This is a genomic window from Actinoplanes sp. CA-015351 (genome assembly GCF_050955685.1).
Taxonomy (GTDB): Bacteria; Actinomycetota; Actinomycetes; order Mycobacteriales; family Micromonosporaceae; genus Actinoplanes.
In genome coordinates, this window is sequence record NZ_CP192102.1 from 4,315,960 (window position 1) to 4,336,889 (window position 20,930).

The following is a 20,930-nucleotide window of genomic DNA, read 5'->3' on the forward strand; positions in this document are numbered from 1 at the left end:
GACAATCTGTCCACCCCAAAGATCAATCTCATGGGTACGCGTCAGCTCGAAGGCATTCTCGTCATCAGCCCGCAATAACCGCGTGCACCGACGAAACAGCGGCCGCGCCCTCACCGACCGCGGTCGCCACCCGTTTCGTCGAGCCCGATCGCAGGTCACCGACGGCGAACACGCCGGGCGCGCTGGTCTGGCAGGGCAACGGTCCCGGCGTGGGCACGAACCTGTCCGGGTCCTTGCCGACACCGGTCAGCCAGTCCGAGACCGGCTCGGCGCCGATGAAGCAGAACAGCGCCCGGCACTCAAGGCGTTCCGCCGGCCCGGCGGGACGCTCGACCACGATCGACGTCAGCAATTCATCCCCCGCCAGCTCGCACACCGCCGTCCCACATGCAGCCGAATCCCCGGATGCGCCCCCTCGGACGTCGAGCTCGGTGGCCGCGTACCGCGCGAAGATCCGCACCCCGAACTTGAGGGCCTGGACCATCGCGAGCCGGGCCAGATCCTCGCCGCTGATGCCCAGCGGGAAGCCGAGGTAGTTCTCGATCCGGGCGCTCTTCGCGGCCTGCCCGCCGATGCCGGTGCGGTCCAGCAGCACGGTGTTCAGGCCTTCGGACGCGGCGTAGACGGCAGCGGCCAGCCCGGCCGGTCCGGCGCCGACCACGACCAGGTCGGCCGGTGGCCCGCCGGTTCGGTAGGTGAGGCCGATCGCGTCGGCGACCGTTCCCGGGGTGGCGCTGCGCAGCACCGCGCCCCGGACCAGCGCGGCCGGCAGGTCACCGTCCTCGAGCCCGGCCGACCGCATCAGCGCGAGCCCCGGCGCCGAGGTGGCGTCCACCCACGAGTGCGGCAGCAGCATGTGCCCGGCGTAGGTCCGCAGCGCCGCCGACCCGGAGTCGCCGGTCCGGCCGATCATCTCCAGGGCCGCGCCGGCCGCCGTCCGGATGACGTCGCGCCGGACCCGGAACGCCTCGATCAGCACGTCGGCGATGTCGGCCTGCTCGGCCAGCGCCCGGCGCAGCGAGCCGTCCTCGATCCGGATCACCGTGCCCGGGGCGACGACCCGGGCGGTCAGGTAGACGCTCGGAAGCGCGCTCATGCCGGCACCTTCACGACGGCAGACGTGCGGCGGGCGACCGTCACCACGTACAGAAGAAGGCCTGCCGCCGTCAGCACGAACCCCGCCCAGACCGTGGACAGCGGACCCCAGCCGGCCCCGATGGTCAACGCGCCGCCGGCCGCGCCGAGCGAGTTCGCCAGGTTCAGCGCGGCCAGGTTGAGCGCTCCCATCAGCGTCGGCGCGTCCGGGGCGAAGCCGGTCAGCCGGACCTGGATGGCCGGGATCGCGTACATCATCGTGGCGCCGACGCCGAACAGGCACGGGAAGAGTACGACCAGGTTGTCCCCGGCGAGGCCGATCAGCACCAGCAGGACCAGGACGCCGGCGTACCCGTGGATCAGGCCGCGGTCCGGGTGCTGGTCGGCGACCCGGCCGCCGAGATGGTTGCCGGCGGCCATGCCGAGACCGAAAACGGCCAGAGCGATCGGTATCAGGACGGGTTCCCGGCCGGCGGCGTCGGTGACGAACGGGCCGATGAACGTGTAGACCGCGAAGATGCTGGAGATGCCGAGCGCCGCGACGGCGACCATCAGGCCGCGACCACCGCGCCGGCGACGAAGAACGCACCCTGCACACTGCCCGCGACAAACCGGAAAACCACCAGCAACTCGATGCCGGGTGCCACCGCCGACAGGCCGTTTCCGGCCAGAAAGAGCACGATCAAACCCAGGAGCAGGGTACGCCGATTCGCCCGGGCCGCGAGCAGAGTGATCGCCGGCGAACCGATGACCACGCCGAACGCGTACGCGGTGATCGCATAGGTGGCGACCGGCAGCGACACGTCCAGATCGGCGGAGAACAACTGGATGATGCCGTTGCTGCCGAACTCGCCGGTGCCGATCGCGAACGTGCCGAGCGCCAGGGCGAGCAGCGTCAGTCTCGGGTTCCGGATTCCGGTGGTGCGGTGCCGGCTCTCCTCGGCGGCGCACTGGGGTGCGAAGGCGTGCTGATGCATGACCGGATCCTGGTGGCCGGCACTGAACCGCCTCTTCCTCCGGCCGTCCACTTCGCCGGCGACCTGGCGGCCCGCGACGCCGCCCTGTACGCGATCGCCCAGCGCCCGGCGACCGGAGCGGCGCTCGGCGAACCGGCGTCGACGCCGCAGGCCTGGCACGACATCCCGAGCTACGACCTGATCTCCGGCGCCGACCGGATCATCCCGCCGGCCGCGCAGGAGTTCATGGCGAAGCGGGCCGGCGCGACGATCCAGGTGGTGCGCGGAGCCTCGCACCTGGTCTTCGTCTCCCAGCCGGACACCACTGTCGCGTTCATCGAGCGGGCGGTACGCGAGACCGCCCGCTGACCGCGGTCCCTTCAGTCCCAGGCGAACGCGGCTTGCCGGGCGTCCGCTCGGATGCGGTCCAGGTCGGCCGGGGTCAGGCCGGCCTGGGGTGCCGCGAGGGCGTACTCGCCGGACAGGGTGATCGCCGACGTCCTCGGGTCGTCCGTCGACAGGGCCACCGGCACGCCGGCCCGCACCAGGCGTTTCACCGGGTGCTCGGCGTAACTCGGCGCGGTGCTGGTGTGCAGGTTGCTGGTCAGGCTGACTTCCAGGGTGATCCGGTGGGACGCCAGGTGGTCCAGCAGCGCCGGGTCCTGCGCGGCACGGACGCCGTGGCCGATCCGCTCGGCGCCCAGGTGCCGCACGGCGTCCCAGACACTGGCCGGGCCCGCGGCTTCACCGGCGTGCGCGGTGATCCGCAGTCCGGCGTCGCGGGCCTGACGGAACGGTCCGGCGAACTCGGCGGCCGGCACACCCGCCTCGTTACCGGCGATGTCGACGCCACACAGGACGTTCTTCCGGCTCAGCAGGGTGCTCATTTGCGCGTACCCCTGCTCCGGCCCGAGATCGCGCAGGAGGATGCCGATGAGCCCGACCCGCATCGGGGTTTCGCTCGCCGAGCGGGCGCCCTCGGCGACCGCGTCGATGACCGCCTCGGGTGCGAGGCCGGTCTCCTGGTTGATGAACCACGGGCTGAAGCGGATCTCCAGATAGTCGAGGCCGTCGGCGGCGGCGTCCTGGACGCACTCGCGAGTCGCGCGCACCCAGTCGTCGAGGCGCGGGAACGCCGAGGGCGCCGCGTCGACCTTGTCGAGGTACGGCAGCAGGCCACCGAGCGGCCCTCGCGCGACCAGCAGGTCCTCGGGGTCGTCGGCGGCGGCGAGCGGGTGACCGTCCCGATGAGCGAGTTCGAGGGTCGTCGCCACCCGGAGGGCGCCCTCAAGGTGACGGTGAAGATCGATGAGCATTCTATTCTTCATTTCCAGTGGCGTGGGTTGTCGGCGGGAGAGAGCCGAGTGCCTACTGGTAGAAGTCTTGTCGGTACGAGTGATCACCGAACACGGACGTGCCACGCCGGGGGCACAGGCAGCACGTCGTGATCACGCCGCCACGATAACATCGCCTGCCACCTGGGCATTGAACACTGGGAGTGAGTCATGGACCGCAAGAGTTCCGCCGCCGGGACGACCGATGCCGCCCGGATCTCGCCGGTCTATCGCGCGGTGATGGCGGCAGCGGTGCCGATCGTCCGCTGGTGGGGCCGGGTGGACGTGGTCGGTGCGGAGAACGTGCCGACGCACGGCGCCACGATCGTCCCAGCCAACCACGACAGCGCGTGGGACCCGGTGGTGATCGCGTGCGCGGTCCGCAAGCGCCGCCAGATCCAGGCCCTCGCCAAGTCGTCGCTGTGGAAGAACCCGGTGCTCGCCTGGGTCCTCGACGGCATGGGCCAGATCCCGGTCCGGCGCGGCCAGGCCGACATGGACGCGCTCGACGCCGCGGTGGAGTGCCTCAAGTCCGGAGGCTGCCTCGGCATCTTCCCGGAGGGCACCCGATCGCAGGGCAAGCAGCTGCGCGCCCGCAGCGGCGCCGGACGCCTCGCCCAGGCGGTGCCGGAGGCCCGGATCGTCTGCGCGGCCGTCACCGGGACGGTGGACATCGCCCGTTTCCCCCGCCGCCCCCGCCTCACGGTGACGTTCTTCGAGCCGACGCCGGCCCCGGCCGACGAGTCGGCCCAGCAGCTGTCGGTACGCCTGACCGCCGAACTCCGCGCCGTGGCCCCGATCGCCACAGCAGGCCGGCGCCCCTGACCAGCGATCCCGGCGGAGAAGCCCGGCCGGCGCCTCGTGAGCCGGCCGCGCCACTCGCCGGTGGAGGTGGCCGGTTCAGTGGCCGAGGGCCTCCGCCGACGGCGGCGCGCTGCCGCCCTGCGGCTCGGAAGTGGTCATCAGGGCGATGACGGTCTCCTGGTCGGCCTTCGACGGCAGGCCCCACCCGGGCCGGTAGTCGTACACCTCGTCCAGGCCGGTGGCGGCGGTACGCCCGTCGAGGATCTCCACCGACCCGGTGTCGATGAGCCCGGGGTGCTCCACCCCGCATGCCTCGGCCACCTTGAGCAGGTCACGGCGCAGCGTCTGGATGTAGTTGGCGGCGCGCACCGACTTCAGCTGCGGGTCCAATCCCCTGGTCAGCCACTTGTTCTGGGTGGCGACGCCGGTCGGGCAGGTGTCGGTGTGGCACTTCTGCGCCTGGATGCAACCGATCGCCAGCATCGCCTCCCGCGCCACGTTGACCATGTCGCAGCCCAGCGCGAACGCGACGATCGCGTTGTCCGGCAGGCCCAGTTTGCCGGCGCCGACGAAGACCACGTCCTCGTGCAGGCCCCGTTCGGCGAACATCCGGTAGACCCGGGCGAAGCCGATCTGGAACGGCAGCGACACCGAGTCGGTGAAGATCAGCGGGGCGGCGCCGGTGCCACCCTCGCCACCGTCGATCGTCACGAAGTCGACGCCGCGGCCGGTGGTGGTCATGAGCGTGGTCAGCTCGTCCCAGAAGCCGAGGTCACCGACGGCGGCCTTGATGCCGACCGGAAGACCGGTCTCGGTGGCGAGCATCTCGACCCAGTCGAGCAGGCTGTCGGTGCCGGAGAACTCGGCGTGCCGCGACGGGCTCACACAATCGACGCCCTGCGGGATGCCCCGGGTCTCGGCGATCTCCGCGGACACCTTCGCGCCCGGCAGCAGTCCGCCGAGACTGGGTTTCGCGCCCTGACTGAGTTTGATCTCCAGGGCGCGGACCGGGTTCGCCGCCACCAGGTCCTTGAGCCGCTCCAGGCTGAACCGGCCCTGCTCGTCACGGCAGCCGAAGTACGCCGTGCCGATCTGGAAGACCAGATCGCCGCCGTTGCGGTGGTACGGCGACAGCGCGCCCTCACCGGTGTTGTGCAGGCAGCCGGCCAGCTTCGCGCCCCGGTTGAGCGCCTCGATCGCGGCGCCGGACAGCGACCCGAAGCTCATGCCGGAGATGTTGACGACCGACTCCGGCCGGAACGCCCTGGCCCGGCCGCGTGCGGCTCCGAGGATCTTCGCGCAGGGCACCGATGCCTCGTACCCGGCGCTCGGGTTCGACAGGGGCACGGCGCGGCCGAAGGTGCGGTGCTTGATGATCGGGTATCCGGCCGTGTATTCGATGTCGTTGTCCGTACCGAAGCCGAAGTAGTTGTTCTCCTTCTTCGCCGACGCGTAGACCCAGCGGCGCTGATCGCGGGTGAACGGCCGTTCCTCGTCGTTGCCGGCGACCACGTACTGCCGCAGCTCCGGGCCGATCGCCTCGATCAGGTAGCGGCCGTGTCCGAGCACCGGAAAGTTGCGCAGCAGCGCGTGGTCACGCTGCAGCAGATCCCGTACGGCGACGGCCGCCACAGCGGACACGGCGGCGGCAGCGGCCGCCCGCAGACCTCGACTCATGCCACGCCAGTTACCGCCCGGCCGATTCCTAAACGGTTCGCTCGAACGAGGCCTGGTACCCGGTGAACGCCCGGCGCTGCGCGTCCAGCTCCGCCGAACCCTCCGGGTAGACGTGCTCGAACATCTCGACCGGCTGCGGATCGGGCATCGCCAGGACACGTTCCCGCAGGTCCAGCGCCACCTTGCGGGCATCTTCGTCGACCTCGCCGAAGAACGCGTCGTCGGCGACCTTCTCCTTGAGCAGGAACGCCTTGACCCGGCTGATCGGGTCCTTGACCTTCCACGACTCGACCTCGCTCGCGATGCGGTACCGCGACGGGTCGTCGGAACTGGTGTGCGCGCCCATCCGGTAGGTGTACGCCTCGATCAGCGTCGGACCCTGCCCCTGCCGCGCGTGGTCGAGCGCCGCCCGGGTCACCGCGTAGCTCGCCAGGACGTCGTTGCCGTCGACCCTGATGCCCGGAAAGCCGTACCCTCCGGCCCGCTGGAAGAGCGGGGCGCGCGCCTGGCGCTCCAGTGGCAGGGAGATCGCGTATTGATTGTTCTGGCAGAAGAAGACGATCGGCGTGTTGAAAACCCCGGACCACACGAACGATTCGTTCACCTCACCCTGACTGGTCGCACCATCACCGAGGTACGCGATAACGGCCTCGCCGTCCGGACCACCGGTTCTGCCGTCCATGCTGACGCCCATCGCGTACCCGGTCGCGTGCAGCGTCTGCGAGCCGATGACCAGGGTGTACAGGTGGAACTTGTGCTCGTCGGGGTCCCAGCCACCCTGGTCGACGCCGCGGAACAGGCCGAACGGCATGATCGGGTCGATACCCCGGCAGTACAGGACACCGTGTTCCCGGTACGTCGGGAACGCCATGTCCTGCTCGCGCAGCGCCCGGCCGGAGCCGACCTGGGCGGCTTCCTGCCCGAGCAGGCTGGCCCACAGACCCAGCTCGCCCTGGCGTTGCAGGGCGAGCCCTTCCGCGTCGAGCCGGCGCACGGTGACCAGGTCGCGGTACAGGTCGCGGTACTCCTGGTCGGTGAAGCTGACGCTGTAGGTAGTCCCGTCGGCGGTGGTCACACTGTCGACCCGGGTGCCGTCCGGAGTCAGAAGCTGCACATATCCGCCCGCCGGGGCGTCGGTGACATCTTGATCCACAGTCGGACGCTAACCCCTTTGCGAGGCTGCCGCAGCCGCATCAATCCCCAGCGCCGCGGCCAGATGGCCGACAACCGCGCGGGCGTCGTCCTCGATGCCGCTGATGAACGTCGACCGGCGCCGGCGCAGCACCGGCAGGCCGAGCGCGTAGAGGCCCGGGCTGCCGACGACGCCGCCCTCGTGGCGCAGCCGGCCCTTCTCGTCGACGACCGGGACGTCGAGCCAGCTGTAGTCGGGCCGGAACCCGGTGGCCCAGATGATCGTGCTGATCTCGCCGCTGGTCAGGTCGAGCTTCCAGCGGGCGCCGGCGGGCACCCGGGTCGGTTCGATCTCCGCGGCGTCGTCGCTGAGCCCGGCCCACTGATCGAATCCGGCCAGCAGGCGCTTCATCTTGAGGTCGGCGAGGGCGCAGACGTTGCGCAGGCCGCCGGAGAACAGCGCAGTGCCGTCCCGCACCGTCGCGAGCCGGCCGACCAGCTCGACGCCGAGGCCGGTGAGCGTGTTGAGGTCGAGGGTGTCCCGCGCCGGCGTGCCGGCCAGCTGCGGCGACGGGAGGCGGCGGGCCCGGTCGAGATCGTCGACCTCCTGGTAGCTCTGGTCCCACACGCCGGAGGCGTCCATCCACCAGAGCACATCCTTGCCGCGGTGCAGGCGGGGCATCCGGACGTGCTCGCCGGCCGCGAGGGTGACCTGGCGGCCGGAGCGCTGGAGTTCGGCGGCGATCTGCACGCCGGTCGCCGAGGCGCCGACAACGAGCACGCCGCCGCTGCCCGTTACGGTGGCGGGGCCTCGATAGTCGAACGGGGTCACCTGCCGCACTGCCGCAGGAATGAATCCCGATAAAGCCGGAATAACCGGCACGTTGCACGCGCCGCTCGCGATCACCACCGTTCGACAGCTGAGAACACCGCCATCCGTGACGACGTGATAACCATCGTCGGTACGGCGTACCGAAGTGACCGTTGTTGACGAACGCACCGGAGCGTGACCCACCGCGGCGAAGTCGGCGATGAAATCGGCGACCTCGCCGCCCGTCATGTAACCGTCCGGATCAGAGCCGGCGTAGGCGAACCCGGGCAACCGGCTCAACCAGTTCGGCGTGAGCAGCCGCAGCGAGTCCCAGCGCTCATGCCGCCACGCGTTCGCCACCTCGCCGCGTTCCAGAACGACGTGGTCGATCGACCGGGCGGTGAGGAAGTGGCTGGCCGACAGGCCCGCGTGCCCGGCGCCGACCACCACCGTGGTGAACCGCTCCACGCTCAGGCGACCTCGACGGTCACGCTGGTCGGGTTGGTGAGCGCGTCGTAGACGGCGGACCGCTTCTGCGACTGCGCGACCAGTGCCTCGATCTCCTCCGTGGACGCGTCGGCGTCGATGCTGAAGGTGACCTTGATGTCGTTGTATCCGTTGCGGACGTCGCTGTCGGCGCCGAGGATGCCGCGGATGTCGTGGTTGCCCTCGACGGTGGACTCGACCGAGCGCAGCTGGATGCCGCGGTTCTGCGCCACCGAGGCGACGCCCGCGGTGAGGCAGCCGGCCAGGCCGACCAGCAGGTATTCGATCGGGGTGATGCCCTGGTCCTCGGCGGCGAACACCTCGGGGTGGTCGGAGGAGAACGTGGTCTCGTTCTTGTGGGTCTGCTCCTGGCCGAGGCCGAAGAACTTCTCGATGGTCGTGGTGCTGCGCACGCCCTTCTCCCACTTGCTGGAGGCCCGCCAGGTGAACTGTGCCGCCTCCGGGGCTCCCTTGAGCACTTCGCGCGCGTCGAGCAGCGCCTTGACGTTGACTCCGTTATCAATCGTGGTCATGAGCTGGAATCCTTCCCTCTGCACCGATGGTTCTACAAGACCCATCGGGATACTAGACAATGATCAAGAACTGGCCTAACTTCGAGGAGTTATGAGCACCGGATCGGTCGGCATCGTCGAGACGCGATATCTGGATCTGCCTGAGCCACTGGCTCTCGACTCCGGGCGGACGCTCTCCGGGGTCCGGGTCGCGTACGAGACCTATGGCGTCCTGGCCCCCGAGAAGGACAATGTCATCCTGGTCTGCCACGCGCTCAGCGGCGACGCACACGCAGCCGGCATCGGGGCGGAGAGTTCTCTCGACGGTTTCGGCGCGGCCGCCAGCCCCAAGGGTATCGGCTGGTGGGACGGCATGATCGGGCCCGGCAAGGCATTCGACACCGACCGGTTCTTCGTGATCTCGACGAACCTGCTCGGCGGCTGCCGGGGCACGACCGGACCGTCCTCGATCGACCCGGGGACCGGTTTCGCGTACGGCTCGGACTTCCCGGTGATCACGGTGGCCGACATGGTGCGGTGCGAGCGGGCGTTCCTCGACGAGCTCGGCATCGACCGGCTCGCGGGGGTCGCGGGCGGGTCGCTCGGCGGGATGCAGGCGTTGCAGTGGGCGGTGTCGTACCCCGGTCAGGTCGACACGATCGTGGTGATCGCCTCGACGCACGCGTTGCATCCACAGGGGCTGGCCTGGAACGCGATCGCCCGCGAGTCGATCATGCGGGATCCGGATTGGCAGGGCGGCCACTACTACGGGACCGGGCGGGCGCCGGACGCCGGGATGGGTGTGGCCCGGATGGTCGGGCACATCACGTACCTGTCGGCGCCGGCACTGGAGACGAAGTTCGGGCGGCGGTTGCAGGGCCGGGACGACATCGGATTCACCATCGACGAGGCCGAGTTCGAGGTGGAGAGTTACCTGCGCCACCAGGCGTCGGCGTTCGTCAGACGATTCGACGCGAATACGTATCTCTACACATCCCGGGCACTGACCTATTTCGACCTGGGCCGGGAACACGGTTCACTGGACCGCGCTGTGAAAAAAATCCGCGCCCGGACACTTCTGATCGCCTTCAGCTCCGACTGGCTCTATCCGCCGGCCGCGTCGCAAGAGATCGCGGCCGGCCTGGAAAGGTCCGGAAATGACGTCGAACTTCATATCATCGACGCTCCCTACGGCCACGACTGCTTCCTTCTTGAAGAGGCCCGCCAGACACCCGTCATCAGAAAGTTCCTGGAGAGCCGCACATGAGCGAAGACCACGAATTCGGCTTCGAGACCCGGCAGCTGCACGCCGGTCAGCGACCCGACCCGAACACCGGCGCCCGCGCGGTGCCGATCTTTCAGACGACCAGTTACGTCTTCGAGGATCCGGAGTCGGCGGCCGCGTACTTCAACCTCCAGGAGTACGGCAACACGTACTCCCGGATCATGAATCCGACCGTGGCGGTCTTCGAGGAGCGGATCGCGAACCTGGAGGGCGGCGCCGGCGGGGTGGCGTTCGCCAGCGGGATCGCCGCCCAGGCGGCCGCGTTCTTCACGCTGCTCCAGCCGGGTGATCACGTGGTGGCGTCGGCGGCGCTCTACGGCGGCACGGTGAACCAGCTCAAGCACCTGTTCGGCAAGATGGGCGTGGAGCTGACCTGGGTGGATCCGGACGATCCGGAGGCGTGGCGCAAGGCGGTCCAGGCCAATACGAAGGCGTTCTTCGGCGAGACGATCGGCAACCCGGGCGGCAACGTCCTGGACATCGAGACGATCGCCCGGATCGCCCACGAGAACGACCTGCCGCTGATCGTGGACAACACGTTCGCGACGCCGTACCTGTGCCGCCCGATCGAATGGGGCGCGGACATCGTGATCCATTCGGCGACGAAGTTCATCGGCGGGCACGGCACCAGCATCGGCGGCGTGGTCACCGAGGCCGGCACGTTCAACTGGTCCAACGGGCGTTTCCCGGTCATCGCGGACCCCTCACCCGCGTACCACGGCCTGCAGTTCCACGAGACGTTCGGCACCTACGGGTACCTGATGAAGCTGCGCGCCGAGACGCTGCGCGACCTCGGTGGCACGCTGTCGCCGTTCAACGCGTTCCTGCTGCTGCAGGGCCTGGAGACGCTGTCGCTGCGGATGGACCGGCACGTGGCGAACGCCCACGCGGTCGCATCGTGGTTGTCCGAGCACCCGCTGGTCTCCAGCGTCACCTACCCGGGCCTGTCCGGTAGTCGATTTCAAGCTCTGGTGGACAAATACCTTCCACTCGGCCCCGGCGCGGTGTTCTCGTTCGACGTCCTCGGTGGCCGCGACGCAGGTCAGGACCTGATCCGCGGTGTCACCCTCTGGTCGCACCTGGCGAACGTCGGCGACGCGAAAAGCCTGATCATCCACCCGGCCAGCACCACGCACCGCCAGCTCAGCGACGACGAGCTGCGCGCCGCCGGCGTCGGACCGGGCACCATCCGCCTCTCCGTCGGCACCGAGTCCGTCGAGGACCTGATCTGGGATCTCAAGCAGGCATTGGAGGCGCGGCGATGACCGATCCCGCCCAGTACCAGGACGTCACCACGATCCAGCGGCTGCTGCACACCGCGAAGACCATCGCGATCGTCGGCCTCTCCAGCAACGAGCTGCGGGCCAGCTATTTCGTCGGCTACTACCTCAAGCGCCACGGCTATCAGGTGATCCCGGTCAACCCGCGCGAGACGGAGATCCTCGGCGAACGCAGCTACCCCAGCCTGACCGATCTGCCCGGCCCGGTCGACGTCGTCAACGTCTTCCGCGCGCCGGCCGCGCTCCCGCAGATCGCCCAGGAGGCGGTCACGATCGGCGCCGGCGCCCTCTGGTGCCAGTTCGGCGTGATCAACGACGAGGGCAACAGCATCGCCACCGGCGGCGGCCTCGACCTGGTCGTCGACCGCTGCCTCAAGATCGAGCACGCCCGCTACGTGGGCCGCATGCACTGGCTCGGCTTCAACACCCACCGCATCACCTCGGTCCGCACCGGCCTCCAGTGAGCGTTCCGCTCACCCTTTCTTGCCTGCGGCGCCTTGGGGTACGCACGGAGCACCCGCCTCGCGCGTCCCGCCGGCGTGGTGTGTGTCCTGACCCAGCTGTCTCGCGCACGTTTCACAACGCTGGGCGCCGCCGGACCGGCGTTCGACGGCATCGGACATCATCGACGGCATGGGCGACCTTCTGATCAATCTGCTGGCGAGTGTCATCGCCGGTACGGCCGTCTGGCTCGCGGGATTCCTGCTGCGCCGGCGCAAACTGGGCCGCGAGCGCGCCTTCTTCGGACTCACCGCCGGAGCGAGCTGCCTGCTGGTGGTGTCCCGGCACGCGTCGTCGCCGCGCGAGTTCAGTGTGCACCGCCGGGATGTCGCCGCGCTGGTGGAGCTGGCGACGATCGCCCGGGAGTGCGGTGCGCACGCCGATCGGGTCGGTGAGAACCAGCCGACCGGGGAGATCGGCCGGCTGACCGAGTTCTGCGTCGGCGGCCCGGGCGGCGCCAGCCCTCGCAGCGCCACGCACGTGCGTACGATCCTGCGCGGCGTGACGTACGAGGTCTTCGACGACGAGAAGCGCCGGATGTCGTTCACCGTGGGTGGCGTCGAATACGCCCTCAGCCCGGAGACGAGCTACGTCCTGCTCGCCCGGTTCTGGGGGCCGGCCGGCGGGCACCCGGTGTTCCTCCTCGGCGGCCTGACCGCGGGCAGCAACCTCGCCGCCGCCCGCTACCTGGCCAAACGTCATCATGAACTGGATCGGAAATACGGCGCCGACCGGCCGTTCGCGCTCGTGCTGCGCATCGTCGAGCCGGCCGCGTACGGCACCGACTTCACCGAGCTGGCCGCCGATGTGAGCGACGTGGCGTTCCAGCCGCAGCCGCAGCCGGTGGAAGGAAACCTATGATCGAGGTATGACACCGGTGACCCTGCACGATGTCCGGGATGCTGCCGCGCGGATCGAGGGGGTCGCTCACCGTACCCCGGTGATCCGGTCTCGCACGCTTGACGAGATCGCCGGGGCGCAGGTCTTCCTCAAGGCGGAGAACCTCCAGCGGATCGGGGCGTTCAAATTCCGGGGCGCCTACAATGCCATCGCGCAGCTCTCCGCCGAGCAGCTGGCCCGGGGCATCGTCACCTACTCGTCGGGAAACCACGCGCAGGCGGTCGCGTTGTCCGCCCGCGAGCTCGTCAGCACCGCGGTCATCGTGATGCCGGCCGACACCCCAAAATCCAAGATGGACGCGGTACGCGGATACGGCGCCGAAGTCATCACGTACGACCGCTACACCGGTGACCGGGAGAAGCTCGGCCGTGATCTCGCCGAGGAGCGGGGGCTCGCGCTGATTCCGCCGTACGAGCACCCGCACGTCATCGCCGGTCAGGGCACCGCCGCCCTCGAACTCCTCGAGGAGACCGGGCCGCTGGACGCGATCGTCGTACCCGTGGGTGGTGGTGGCCTGATCGCCGGCACCGGGATCGCCGCCAAGGGGGTTCAGCCGGGCATCCGGGTGATCGGTGTCGAACCGCAGGCCGGCGACGACACCAAACGGAGCCTGGAAGCCGGCGAACGGGTCGGCATCGAGGTGCCGCGCACGATCGCCGACGGGCAGGCCGCGCCGATCCCGGGTGAACTGACCTTCTCCATCAACAAGCACGTGGTCGACGAGATCGTGCTGGTCAGCGACGACGAGCTGCGGGACGCGCTGCGGTTCGCCGTCGACCGATTGAAGCTGGTCCTGGAGCCGAGCGGCGCTTCCGGGCTGGCCGCGCTGCTGACGGGCCGCGTCCAGCCGCTGCCGGCGCGGATCGGCGTGATCCTGTCCGGAGGCAACGTGGGCGCGGCCCGCCTCGCCGATCTGCTCAGCTGACGGGTTCCGCCGGGCAGCTCGCGCCGCGTGCCGGGACGACCAGGTCGATCAGATAGCGGTCGACCGTCGCGGTGGTGCACGCGGTGTCCCGGTACACCCCGTGGCCCCAGCCCTCATAGGTGACCAGTCGCCCGTTCCGGCCCAGCTGGCCGGCGACGTGGGTGGCCCACTCGTACCCGGTGCGCGGATCGTGCCGGGCGTTGAGCAGCAGCATCGGCACCCGGGTCTGCACGCGTGGCCGGTGCGGCGGGTTGTCCACCGGCCGTGGCCAGCCCAGGCACAGCGAGACCGCGAGAAGCCCGGCGCCGTACCGGATGTCCGGGCCGGCCTTCGCGGCGACCCGCAGCAGTTTCGTGTACTCCCGGTAGTTGCGCACCGGCACCGGGAAGTCGGCGCAGAACGCCCCGGTCGACGCCGGCGGCAGACCTCGCATCAAGTCGGTGCGCCCGGCCGCGAGGGCTTCGATCGCCGCCGCCAGGGCCGGCCAGTTCGGTCCCTGGAGGGTGGCGATCGGCAGGGCGGCCACGTCGAACGCGGTGAACGGCGCGTATTCACCGTCGTCCGCGCGGGCCAGGACCTCGGTCCAGGTGTCACGGACGCCGGGCGGGCATCTGCCGCCTCGCTCGCACCACGTCACGAACTCGTCGAAGGAGTCCTGCACGGCGACAGCTTGGGTACGCACGAAATCGGTCAGACTCAGGCTGTGGTCGAACACGCCTTCGAGGACGGCGGCGCGTACCCGGCCCGGGAACATCCCGGCGTACTGCTGCCCGAGCAGCGTGCCGTAGGAACTGCCGTGGAACGTCAGCCGTGACTCGCCGAGCGCGCGGCGCAGCGCCTCCAGGTCGAGCGCCGTGTTCCGCGTGCTGGCGTGATCGAACACCGGACTGGTCTCCCGGCACTGCTGCCACAACGCCCGGTTCGCGGCCACCGTCGCGTCGAAGTCGGCCTGGTCACGCAGGATCACCGGCACCGGCTCCCTCGCGCACGTGGGTGCGGCACTGCCCGCGACGGTACGCGGATCGAAGCTCACCACGTCGAACGAGTCCAGGATCTCGTCACTGAACCGGGCGCTGCCCCGCACGAGCCGATCAACGCCGGAGTCCCCCGGCCCGCCCGGCCCGAACACCAGCGTCCCCACCCGCCCGGACGGCACCCGCGCAGGCCGGCGAGCCACCGCCAGGTCGAATCCCGGCCCGCCCGGATCGGCCCAGTCGACCGGCAGGCGCAACTCGGCGCACTGCACCGCGGCGGTGCCGCCGGCGCACGCGCCCCAATCCAGCGCCGGTCCCGGTGGCGCGGCCCGCGCCACGCCCGGCGGCGCGGCAATCACAAGCGCGATAACAACAGCGAGGGTACGAGTCATCGCGCCATCGTCGACCGCCATCGATGCCCGACACATCCGGTAGCGCCCGTAGGGGCACGATCGGTCAGCGCAACCGGCTCGTCCCGTACCCATCAATGGGCCGCCGGCTGATCGCGCAGGTCTCAACCGGCCGGGTCTGGCGCTCGGCGGCGGTGACGGGCCGCACGGAGAGTGAGGGTGACGGTGGCCAGCGTGGCCGCGATGCCGGAGGCGAGCAGGACGGCGGCCTTCGCGGATTCGAGCAAACCAAGATCATTTGGGTACGAGAGTTCGGCTATCAGCAGCGAGACCGTGAAGCCGATCCCGGCCAGCTGCGCGATGCCGAAGATGTCCGGCCAGGTGAGGTCGGGGTGGAGCTCGGCGCGGGTGAAGCGCGTGGTGCACCAGGCGCCGCCAAAGATGCCGACGATTTTGCCGACGATCAGGCCGGCGAGGATGCCGATGGCGGCGGGGCTGGCGAGCAGATTCCCGGCGCCGGTGACGGTGACGCCGGCCGAGGTGAGCGCGAAGATCGGCAGGATCACGGCGGTGGTCCAGGGGCGGATCAGGTGCTCGGCGCGGTCGCTCGGGCTGATCGTTTCGCCGGGGAGGGTGCTGGTGCGCATGAGCAGGCCGAGGGCTACGCCGGCGATGGTGGCGTGGATGCCGCTCTCATGCATGAGCGTCCAGACCAGAACGGCGAGCGGGACGAGAACGATTTTCATCGGCAGCTGGCGCTGCGGCAGTCCTCGCAGCGGGCCTCGTCTTAATGGGCCTCGTCTTAATGGGCCTCGTGTTAATGGGCCTTGTCGCAGCGGGCCTCGTCGCATCGGGCCTTGTTGTAGCCAGCCGAACAGGGCCAGGCCGGCGACGGCGCCGAGCAGGGGCGCCCAGGCGAGGCCGGCTGAGTAGAAGACGGCGATCACCATGATGGCGACCAGATCGTCGACGATAGCGAGGGTGAGCAGGAAGGTTCGCAGCGCCGGCGGCAGGCCCCGGCCGACGACGGCGAGCACCGAAACGGCGAACGCGATGTCCGTCGCCATCGGGATGCCCCACCCGCCAGCGGCGTCCCCGTGGCCGAAAGTGATCACCGCGAAGATGAGCGCGGGCACGACAGCGCCGCAGACCGAAGCCACGATCGGCAGGACGGCGCGGCGAGGATGGCGCAGTTCGCCGCGGACGAACTCCTGTTTCAGCTCGTTGCCCACCACGAAGAAGAAGATCGCGAGCAGCCCGTCGGCGGCCCACGCGTGCACCGGCAGGATGACCGTGAACGACCGGAAGGCTTCATAGCCGCCCGCCCACGGCGAGTTAGCCCAGATCAGGGCGACGAGGGCGGCGACAACGAGCAGGGCGCCACCGACGGATTCGCGGCGCAGGAGCGTTTTCAGATTGATGAACGGCACAGATGTCCTAGGGCAGGAGAGGCGGGACGGCTGGGCGCAGCTCCCGGCCGGGCGGGCACCCGGCGATCTCTCCGTGCGCGTTGGTGCCCCAGGAGGACAGCCAGCCGTTCGTGCCCGGGTGCCGCTGCACTCCGGGCGGACTGGTAGGCACCCAACTGGTCATCACCACGAGTCTATCCATGATTCAGGCCCAGACCGAGCCATCACCGCCACCGCCAGGACCCCAGCCACCCAAGAGCGTGTGGACTTAAGGTCCAATCCGCACCCGAAGTCGCCACGCACCGGCGCGCAACCCGGGCCGTGTCGAATTCGGGCGCGGCACCGCACCCACGCGCGCAACCCGGGCCTTGTCGAATTCAGGCGCGGCACCGCACCCACGCGCGCAACCCGGGCCTTGTCGAATTCAGGCGCGGCACCGCACCCACGCGCGCAGCCCGCGCCGTGTCGAATTCGGGCCCGGCACCGCACCCACGCGCGCAACCCGGGCCGTGTCGAATTCAGGCCCGGCATGCACGGAGCCTGGCCCGGCCAGCACTGCATGTCGCGCCGGAGCCGGAGCGGCAGCATGATCTGGTCCGGCTGGCTCTCATAGCGGGTCTCCAAGCTCGTGAAACAACCGTGAGAACCAGCCGGAGTGAATCTTGGACGGCCGCCGGGGGCAATGCAGGTCAACGTGTGAGCTTGCGCCGCCCTGCCGACCGCAAACTCACAAGATCCGGGAGGCGAGCCGGCGAAGCGCCATGGCCGACCGTGACTCCCTCGGATCTTGTGAGTTTGCGCCACGCTCGCGGTTCGCGATTCGCGATTCGCGATGCCGATGCGGCGTGGGGAACCGGCTGATCAACGTCGGCTACGAAGCAGGGTGAAGGCCCACCGTGTGCTCGCAGCCACGTGGCGCGTGGACGGAAACCCCCGCATGCCCGGTTTGACGTGGATGAGGTCGCACAGTTCCGGTAGGTGTGACTTCACCACGGCCAGGGCGTGGACCAGGGCGCACAAAGGCGTTAGGTGCGACCTGACCAACCCTGCCAACTCCGGCCCGCGACCTGCGACCGGGTCCGGCCGGCCGGCTGGCTGGCTGCCTAGGTGGCCGGCTGGCTGGCCGACTCGCTAGCTGGCTGGCTGGCCGGCTCGCTGGCTCGCTGGCTCGCTGGCTCGCTGGTTAGCTGGCCGGCTCGCTGGCTAGCTGGTTGGCTGGCTGGCCGGCTCGCTGGCTCGCTGGCTCGCTGGTTAGCTGGCCGGCTGGCTGGCCGACTCGCTAGCTGGCTGGCTGGCCGGCTCGCTGGCTCGCTGGCTCGCTGGCTCGCTGGTTAGCTGGCCGGCTCGCTGGCTAGCTGGCCGGCTAGCTGGCCGGCTCGCTGGTTAGCTGGCCGGCTCGCTGGCTAGCTGGTTGGCTGGCTGGCTGGCCGGCTCGCTGGCCGGCTCGCTGGCTAGCTGGCCGGCTCGCTGGCTAGCTGGCCGGCTTGCTGTCAACGCTGTCTCGGGAGCTGTATGACAGCAACGACAGCCGGCCGGGCACCGCGAGCTGACTCCCCGTGCTGTCCCGCGAACACCTTCACCGCGCTGAGCACCAGCCGCCCCGGAAAACCGGTGACGCCGAGCGCTCCGCACCATAGCGAAAGTCGAGCCTCACCCACCGTCACCGAATGCTGACGACGCGCAGGTGGTTGTTGTCCGGGTCGAGCAAGGTAAACGTGGCCATGCCCGGGTTGTCGTGGTCGAGCGGCCCCAGCGTCAACCGGCCGTCGAGACTGTGCCACAGGGCTGCGGCGTCCGGCACGCGGATCAGGCAGCCGCCGGGTGAGACGTCGCTCGTTTCCGACAGATGGAGTTCGGCGGCCGGGTGACGCAGAACCGCGTACCCGGAAAGCTCTTCGCCGCGAAAGCCCAGCGTCGCGTAGAACGCCAGCGATCGGCGCAGGTCGCGGCATCGCAGGATGGGAACCGCACCGGGCGGCCCGGACAGCAGCTCGGCCTGGCGAGCGTGTTCGGCCCGCATGCGAGCGGTGTGCCGTGGATTTTCCGGCTCGGGCTCCCACCACGAAGCCGGGATCGGCGGCGGGGGCGTCACGGGCAGACCGTAGAGCTCCTCGACCGCGGCCCGCGCATAGGCGGTCTCCAGCGCCATGTCGTAACGTTGGGGCAGCTCACGCTGGACGCGACGGTAGGCCGCGACGACGTCGCCGCCCGTTCTGCCCGGCGGAACCAGCTGGAACCAGCGGAAGCCGCCCGGAAGCGCGGGAATTCCCCGCTCGGCGAGGAGCACGGTGGCCTCGTCGTCGTCCCCCGCGAGCTCCGAACCGGTCACGGGCTGCTGGGAAACCTGCCGGTTGCCGGCGGCGTCCTCCTCGATGACCGTCCAGAACCGCACCCGGTCGTCGGGCCAGCGCCTCAGGGTGTCCGGTCCCGCGAACCAGCCGAGCATCAAGTGCCAGTCCGTGGAACCGCACTCCCAATAGGTGCCCTGATCGGTCACCACGACGTCGCCCTCAGCCAGGTCGTCGGGTGGGCCGAAGGGCAGCATGCCGGCGTTCTCCCAGGCTGAAGTCACGCCCTCCAGCACATCACGCGGGCCGGTACCGCAGGTTCACTTCCGCCGTCGGGTCGTCGCTGTTGACCAGGTGCAGGTGGACCGGCACGCCGCCCGGGTTGTCGTACAGCCGCCGGCCCCGGCCCAGCAGCACCGGCACGATGTGCAGGTCGATCTCGTCGATCAGGCCGCGTTCCAGGAGCTGGCGGCCGATCGTCGGCGAGTGCACCTCGACGTTCTTGCCGCCGGCCGCCGCCAGGACGATCCGCGCCGCCTCGGCCACGTCGCAGTTGAGGAACGTGACGCCGTCGGCCGGCTTCGCGTCGTCCGGATGATGGGTGAGCACGAAGATCGGCCCTTCCCACAGCCCGCCGTACGGCCGCTGGTCGTCCGCGGCGAAGTCCCAGCCCTCCCGGCCGCCGAGCACGGCGCCGAGGGTGCTCACATATTCGTCGACGATGCCGGGCCGCCCGGCGGTGGCCCGGTTCATCCAATCCATCTCGTGGTCAGGACCGGCCACGAAGCCGTCCAGGGACATCGAGAAGTGCCAGAGCATTTTCCCGCCGGCGGTCTGCGGTTCGGTGTCGTGCATCATCGTCACCACCTCCAGAACCAGTTGCGTTTTGCAATCGGTACGACCCCGACGCTAAGCCATCCAATTGCAACTCGCAACCGGTCTTGCCCGGTGGTCAGGTCTGGATCAACGGCTGGTACTCCTCGGCGGTCAGGCCGAACGTCCAGGCCACTCCTTCCCGGGCCGTGCGGGTGCTCGGCGGGACCCGCAGCCAGTAGACCCGACTCGTCCCGTCCGGCTCGGGCGTCGAGTTCACCACCTCGACCATGACCAGGGGCTCGTCGCCGGGGAGGTCGAGGTACCACAAGGTGCCGGCCTCGTCGGAGCCCATCGTGCGGGCGCCGGCCTCGCGCAGGTATCGCTCATAACCGAAGTGCTCCAGCATCACCCGCCGGATCTCCGCGTTCGACTCGTCGCGGATGCGCTCCACGGTGAGCCGGGGCAGCTCGGCGGCCAGGTCGGCCGGGATCGGCATGCCCCGCCAGGCCCAGAGCCCGTATCCGTCGGGGAACTCCATGGCCGCGCCCTCACCGCGGTGCAGCCGGCCGACGTTGTCGCGGTCGAGCAGGGTGGGGCGCTCGGTGAGGATGGCGACGTTCTGATAGGCCCACCACCAACCGGCGTGCCGGGAGACCTCGGCGAGTCCGGCAAGGGGCGCCATCAGCCCGGCGCCGGGGATGATCCGGTCGGCGGCGTCGAATGTGCTCAGCCAGGTGCCGTCGTGCTGCCCGTAGATGGCGTCGAGGACCATCCGCCGCGCCGCAGGCCCGGCGTCACCCAGGCCACCGGTGAGGTCCTCACTCAGACGCAGGCGCAGGCGGGCCGCGATCAGGTCCATGACCAGACCCCAGGAGCGGCGACCGGCCGCCGCGCTGAGCTGGGCCCAGCCGTCGGCGCCGAGCGCCTCCACTGCGGATTTACGAGCGGCGGCCCACGGCTCGGTGCGGATCTGGCGACGCAACGAGGAGCCCAGCGGCTCCCCCGGCGTCCAGCCCTGCCGGCCCAGATCGGCGTGCACCTCGGCCAGCCAGGCAGTCCCGGCGCTCACGCCGGCCAGCCCGGCCGCGGGCCCGCCGCTGACGCCGGCCAGCCCGGCCGCCGGCCCTCCGCTCACGCCGGCCAGCCCGGCCGCGGTCTGGGGGCCCAGCTCGGGCGCGACGGCGAGGATGGCCGCGGCCGCGGCGCCGGCCCGTGGGGAGCCGAGCCAGTAGATCTTTTCCGGCTCGGGGAGGCCGGCAAGCGTGTACGCCTCGCGTACCCCGGCCTCGGCCTCCGCACGGACGGCCGCGCCGGTCTGCACCGCCGCGGCCAACCACTGGTCTTCGATGGCGGAAGCCATCGCCTCGTGTGCATGGGTGAGTTGCATCGATGCCCT

General features: G+C 70.1%; 21 protein-coding genes. 7 read left to right on the plus strand and 14 right to left on the minus strand.

Annotated features, from left to right (window positions below):
• Window positions 1–64: 64 nt before the first annotated feature.
• From ACQP2E_RS19975 to ACQP2E_RS19985, 3 genes are read right to left on the minus strand one after another with little or no spacing between them, the layout of a single operon-like run.
• Entirely contained in the window at window positions 65–1,096 is a 1,032-nt protein-coding gene (locus ACQP2E_RS19975; protein ID WP_433824428.1) for an NAD(P)/FAD-dependent oxidoreductase, read from the minus strand.
• The gene (locus tag ACQP2E_RS19980; protein WP_433824429.1) at window positions 1,093–1,647 is read right to left on the minus strand and encodes a hypothetical protein; all 555 of its coding nucleotides are present in this window, start codon (window positions 1,645–1,647) and stop codon (window positions 1,093–1,095) included. Before ACQP2E_RS19980 ends, ACQP2E_RS19975 begins: the two co-directional genes overlap by 4 nt.
• Window positions 1,647–2,072: an MFS transporter gene (locus ACQP2E_RS19985; protein ID WP_433824430.1), complete on the minus strand. Its 426-nt coding sequence runs from the start codon at window positions 2,070–2,072 to the stop codon at window positions 1,647–1,649. Before ACQP2E_RS19985 ends, ACQP2E_RS19980 begins: the two co-directional genes overlap by 1 nt.
• Between ACQP2E_RS19985 and ACQP2E_RS19990 the strand changes: the two genes are divergently transcribed.
• Window positions 2,067–2,420: an alpha/beta fold hydrolase gene (locus ACQP2E_RS19990; protein ID WP_433833985.1), complete on the plus strand. Its 354-nt coding sequence runs from the start codon at window positions 2,067–2,069 to the stop codon at window positions 2,418–2,420. The genes ACQP2E_RS19985 and ACQP2E_RS19990 overlap by 6 nt on opposite strands.
• An 11-nt stretch (window positions 2,421–2,431) precedes the next feature.
• Here ACQP2E_RS19990 and add read toward each other — a convergent pair whose 3' ends face one another.
• Window positions 2,432–3,367: an adenosine deaminase gene (gene add / locus ACQP2E_RS19995; RefSeq protein ID WP_433824431.1), complete on the minus strand. Its 936-nt coding sequence runs from the start codon at window positions 3,365–3,367 to the stop codon at window positions 2,432–2,434.
• A gap of 189 nt (window positions 3,368–3,556) precedes the next feature.
• On the opposite strand from add, the gene ACQP2E_RS20000 reads away from it, so the two are divergent.
• Window positions 3,557–4,210 carry a lysophospholipid acyltransferase family protein gene (locus ACQP2E_RS20000; RefSeq protein WP_433824432.1) on the plus strand — a complete coding sequence of 218 codons (654 nt, stop codon included), beginning with the start codon at window positions 3,557–3,559 and terminating at the stop codon, window positions 4,208–4,210.
• Between the two features lie 75 nt (window positions 4,211–4,285).
• On the opposite strand, the gene ACQP2E_RS20005 is transcribed toward ACQP2E_RS20000, so the two are convergent.
• From ACQP2E_RS20005 to ACQP2E_RS20020, 4 genes are read right to left on the minus strand one after another with little or no spacing between them, the layout of a single operon-like run.
• Window positions 4,286–5,866: an FMN-binding glutamate synthase family protein gene (locus ACQP2E_RS20005; protein WP_433824433.1), complete on the minus strand. Its 1,581-nt coding sequence runs from the start codon at window positions 5,864–5,866 to the stop codon at window positions 4,286–4,288.
• Between the two features lie 28 nt (window positions 5,867–5,894).
• A complete protein-coding gene (pdhA, locus tag ACQP2E_RS20010; protein ID WP_433824434.1) occupies window positions 5,895–7,019 on the minus strand; it encodes a pyruvate dehydrogenase (acetyl-transferring) E1 component subunit alpha in 1,125 nt (374 codons plus the stop codon).
• Between the two features lie 9 nt (window positions 7,020–7,028).
• Window positions 7,029–8,276, minus strand: a complete 1,248-nt coding sequence (locus ACQP2E_RS20015; protein ID WP_433824435.1) for an NAD(P)-binding domain-containing protein — start codon at window positions 8,274–8,276, stop codon at window positions 7,029–7,031.
• A gap of 2 nt (window positions 8,277–8,278) precedes the next feature.
• Complete coding sequence (locus ACQP2E_RS20020) at window positions 8,279–8,827, minus strand: OsmC family protein (RefSeq protein WP_433824436.1); 549 nt, start codon at window positions 8,825–8,827, stop codon at window positions 8,279–8,281.
• A 91-nt stretch (window positions 8,828–8,918) separates the two neighbouring features.
• Between ACQP2E_RS20020 and metX the strand changes: the two genes are divergently transcribed.
• The 5 genes from metX to ACQP2E_RS20045 all read left to right on the plus strand — a co-directional run bounded on the left by metX (window position 8,919) and on the right by ACQP2E_RS20045 (window position 13,697).
• Window positions 8,919–10,073 carry a homoserine O-acetyltransferase MetX gene (metX, locus tag ACQP2E_RS20025; RefSeq protein ID WP_433824437.1) on the plus strand — a complete coding sequence of 385 codons (1,155 nt, stop codon included), beginning with the start codon at window positions 8,919–8,921 and terminating at the stop codon, window positions 10,071–10,073.
• Window positions 10,070–11,356 carry an O-acetylhomoserine aminocarboxypropyltransferase/cysteine synthase family protein gene (locus tag ACQP2E_RS20030; RefSeq protein ID WP_433824438.1) on the plus strand — a complete coding sequence of 429 codons (1,287 nt, stop codon included), beginning with the start codon at window positions 10,070–10,072 and terminating at the stop codon, window positions 11,354–11,356. Before metX ends, ACQP2E_RS20030 begins: the two co-directional genes overlap by 4 nt.
• The gene (locus ACQP2E_RS20035; protein ID WP_433824439.1) at window positions 11,353–11,835 is read left to right on the plus strand and encodes a CoA-binding protein; all 483 of its coding nucleotides are present in this window, start codon (window positions 11,353–11,355) and stop codon (window positions 11,833–11,835) included. The genes ACQP2E_RS20030 and ACQP2E_RS20035 overlap by 4 nt, the downstream gene beginning before the upstream one ends.
• A gap of 169 nt (window positions 11,836–12,004) precedes the next feature.
• A complete protein-coding gene (locus ACQP2E_RS20040) occupies window positions 12,005–12,733 on the plus strand; it encodes a hypothetical protein (RefSeq protein ID WP_433824440.1) in 729 nt (242 codons plus the stop codon).
• A gap of 7 nt (window positions 12,734–12,740) precedes the next feature.
• Window positions 12,741–13,697 (plus strand): pyridoxal-phosphate dependent enzyme, encoded by a 957-nt coding sequence (locus ACQP2E_RS20045; RefSeq protein WP_433824441.1) that lies wholly within the window; start codon window positions 12,741–12,743, stop codon window positions 13,695–13,697.
• On the opposite strand, the gene ACQP2E_RS20050 is transcribed toward ACQP2E_RS20045, so the two are convergent.
• The 6 genes from ACQP2E_RS20050 to ACQP2E_RS20075 all read right to left on the minus strand — a co-directional run bounded on the left by ACQP2E_RS20050 (window position 13,690) and on the right by ACQP2E_RS20075 (window position 20,921).
• The gene (locus ACQP2E_RS20050; protein WP_433824442.1) at window positions 13,690–15,063 is read right to left on the minus strand and encodes an alpha/beta hydrolase; all 1,374 of its coding nucleotides are present in this window, start codon (window positions 15,061–15,063) and stop codon (window positions 13,690–13,692) included. The two genes, ACQP2E_RS20045 and ACQP2E_RS20050, sit on opposite strands and share 8 nt — an antisense overlap.
• A gap of 122 nt (window positions 15,064–15,185) precedes the next feature.
• Window positions 15,186–16,451, minus strand: coding sequence for a Na+/H+ antiporter NhaA (locus tag ACQP2E_RS20055; protein ID WP_433824443.1), 1,266 nt, complete (start codon window positions 16,449–16,451; stop codon window positions 15,186–15,188).
• Window positions 16,452–16,458: 7 nt separating this feature from the next.
• Entirely contained in the window at window positions 16,459–16,614 is a 156-nt protein-coding gene (locus ACQP2E_RS20060; RefSeq protein ID WP_433824444.1) for a hypothetical protein, read from the minus strand.
• A gap of 1,476 nt (window positions 16,615–18,090) precedes the next feature.
• Entirely contained in the window at window positions 18,091–19,002 is a 912-nt protein-coding gene (locus ACQP2E_RS20065; RefSeq protein WP_433824445.1) for a DUF5956 family protein, read from the minus strand.
• Window positions 19,003–19,015: 13 nt separating this feature from the next.
• Complete coding sequence (locus tag ACQP2E_RS20070) at window positions 19,016–19,576, minus strand: dihydrofolate reductase family protein (protein WP_433824446.1); 561 nt, start codon at window positions 19,574–19,576, stop codon at window positions 19,016–19,018.
• A 94-nt stretch (window positions 19,577–19,670) separates the two neighbouring features.
• Window positions 19,671–20,921 carry a DUF6745 domain-containing protein gene (locus ACQP2E_RS20075; RefSeq protein WP_433824447.1) on the minus strand — a complete coding sequence of 417 codons (1,251 nt, stop codon included), beginning with the start codon at window positions 20,919–20,921 and terminating at the stop codon, window positions 19,671–19,673.
• Window positions 20,922–20,930: the final 9 nt, after the last annotated feature.

Excerpts from the sequence above, each read along its gene's own strand:
- ACQP2E_RS20045 (WP_433824441.1), top strand. The coding sequence starts at position 12,741 with ATGACACCGGTGACCCTGCACGATGTCCGGGATGCTGCCGCGCGGATC.
- ACQP2E_RS20000 (WP_433824432.1), top strand. The coding sequence starts at position 3,557 with ATGGACCGCAAGAGTTCCGCCGCCGGGACGACCGATGCCGCCCGGATC.
- ACQP2E_RS20070 (WP_433824446.1), bottom strand. The coding sequence starts at position 19,576 with ATGATGCACGACACCGAACCGCAGACCGCCGGCGGGAAAATGCTCTGG.
- ACQP2E_RS19980 (WP_433824429.1), bottom strand. The coding sequence starts at position 1,647 with ATGGTCGCCGTCGCGGCGCTCGGCATCTCCAGCATCTTCGCGGTCTAC.
- ACQP2E_RS20050 (WP_433824442.1), bottom strand. The coding sequence starts at position 15,063 with ATGACTCGTACCCTCGCTGTTGTTATCGCGCTTGTGATTGCCGCGCCG.
- add (WP_433824431.1), bottom strand. The coding sequence starts at position 3,367 with ATGCTCATCGATCTTCACCGTCACCTTGAGGGCGCCCTCCGGGTGGCG.
- ACQP2E_RS20060 (WP_433824444.1), bottom strand. The coding sequence starts at position 16,614 with ATGACCAGTTGGGTGCCTACCAGTCCGCCCGGAGTGCAGCGGCACCCG.
- ACQP2E_RS19990 (WP_433833985.1), top strand. The coding sequence starts at position 2,067 with ATGCATGACCGGATCCTGGTGGCCGGCACTGAACCGCCTCTTCCTCCG.
- ACQP2E_RS20020 (WP_433824436.1), bottom strand. The coding sequence starts at position 8,827 with ATGACCACGATTGATAACGGAGTCAACGTCAAGGCGCTGCTCGACGCG.
- ACQP2E_RS20005 (WP_433824433.1), bottom strand. The coding sequence starts at position 5,866 with ATGAGTCGAGGTCTGCGGGCGGCCGCTGCCGCCGCCGTGTCCGCTGTG.
- ACQP2E_RS20075 (WP_433824447.1), bottom strand. The coding sequence starts at position 20,921 with ATGCAACTCACCCATGCACACGAGGCGATGGCTTCCGCCATCGAAGAC.
- ACQP2E_RS19985 (WP_433824430.1), bottom strand. The coding sequence starts at position 2,072 with ATGCATCAGCACGCCTTCGCACCCCAGTGCGCCGCCGAGGAGAGCCGG.
- ACQP2E_RS20035 (WP_433824439.1), top strand. The coding sequence starts at position 11,353 with ATGACCGATCCCGCCCAGTACCAGGACGTCACCACGATCCAGCGGCTG.
- ACQP2E_RS20030 (WP_433824438.1), top strand. The coding sequence starts at position 10,070 with ATGAGCGAAGACCACGAATTCGGCTTCGAGACCCGGCAGCTGCACGCC.
- ACQP2E_RS20040 (WP_433824440.1), top strand. The coding sequence starts at position 12,005 with ATGGGCGACCTTCTGATCAATCTGCTGGCGAGTGTCATCGCCGGTACG.
- ACQP2E_RS19975 (WP_433824428.1), bottom strand. The coding sequence starts at position 1,096 with ATGAGCGCGCTTCCGAGCGTCTACCTGACCGCCCGGGTCGTCGCCCCG.
- metX (WP_433824437.1), top strand. The coding sequence starts at position 8,919 with ATGAGCACCGGATCGGTCGGCATCGTCGAGACGCGATATCTGGATCTG.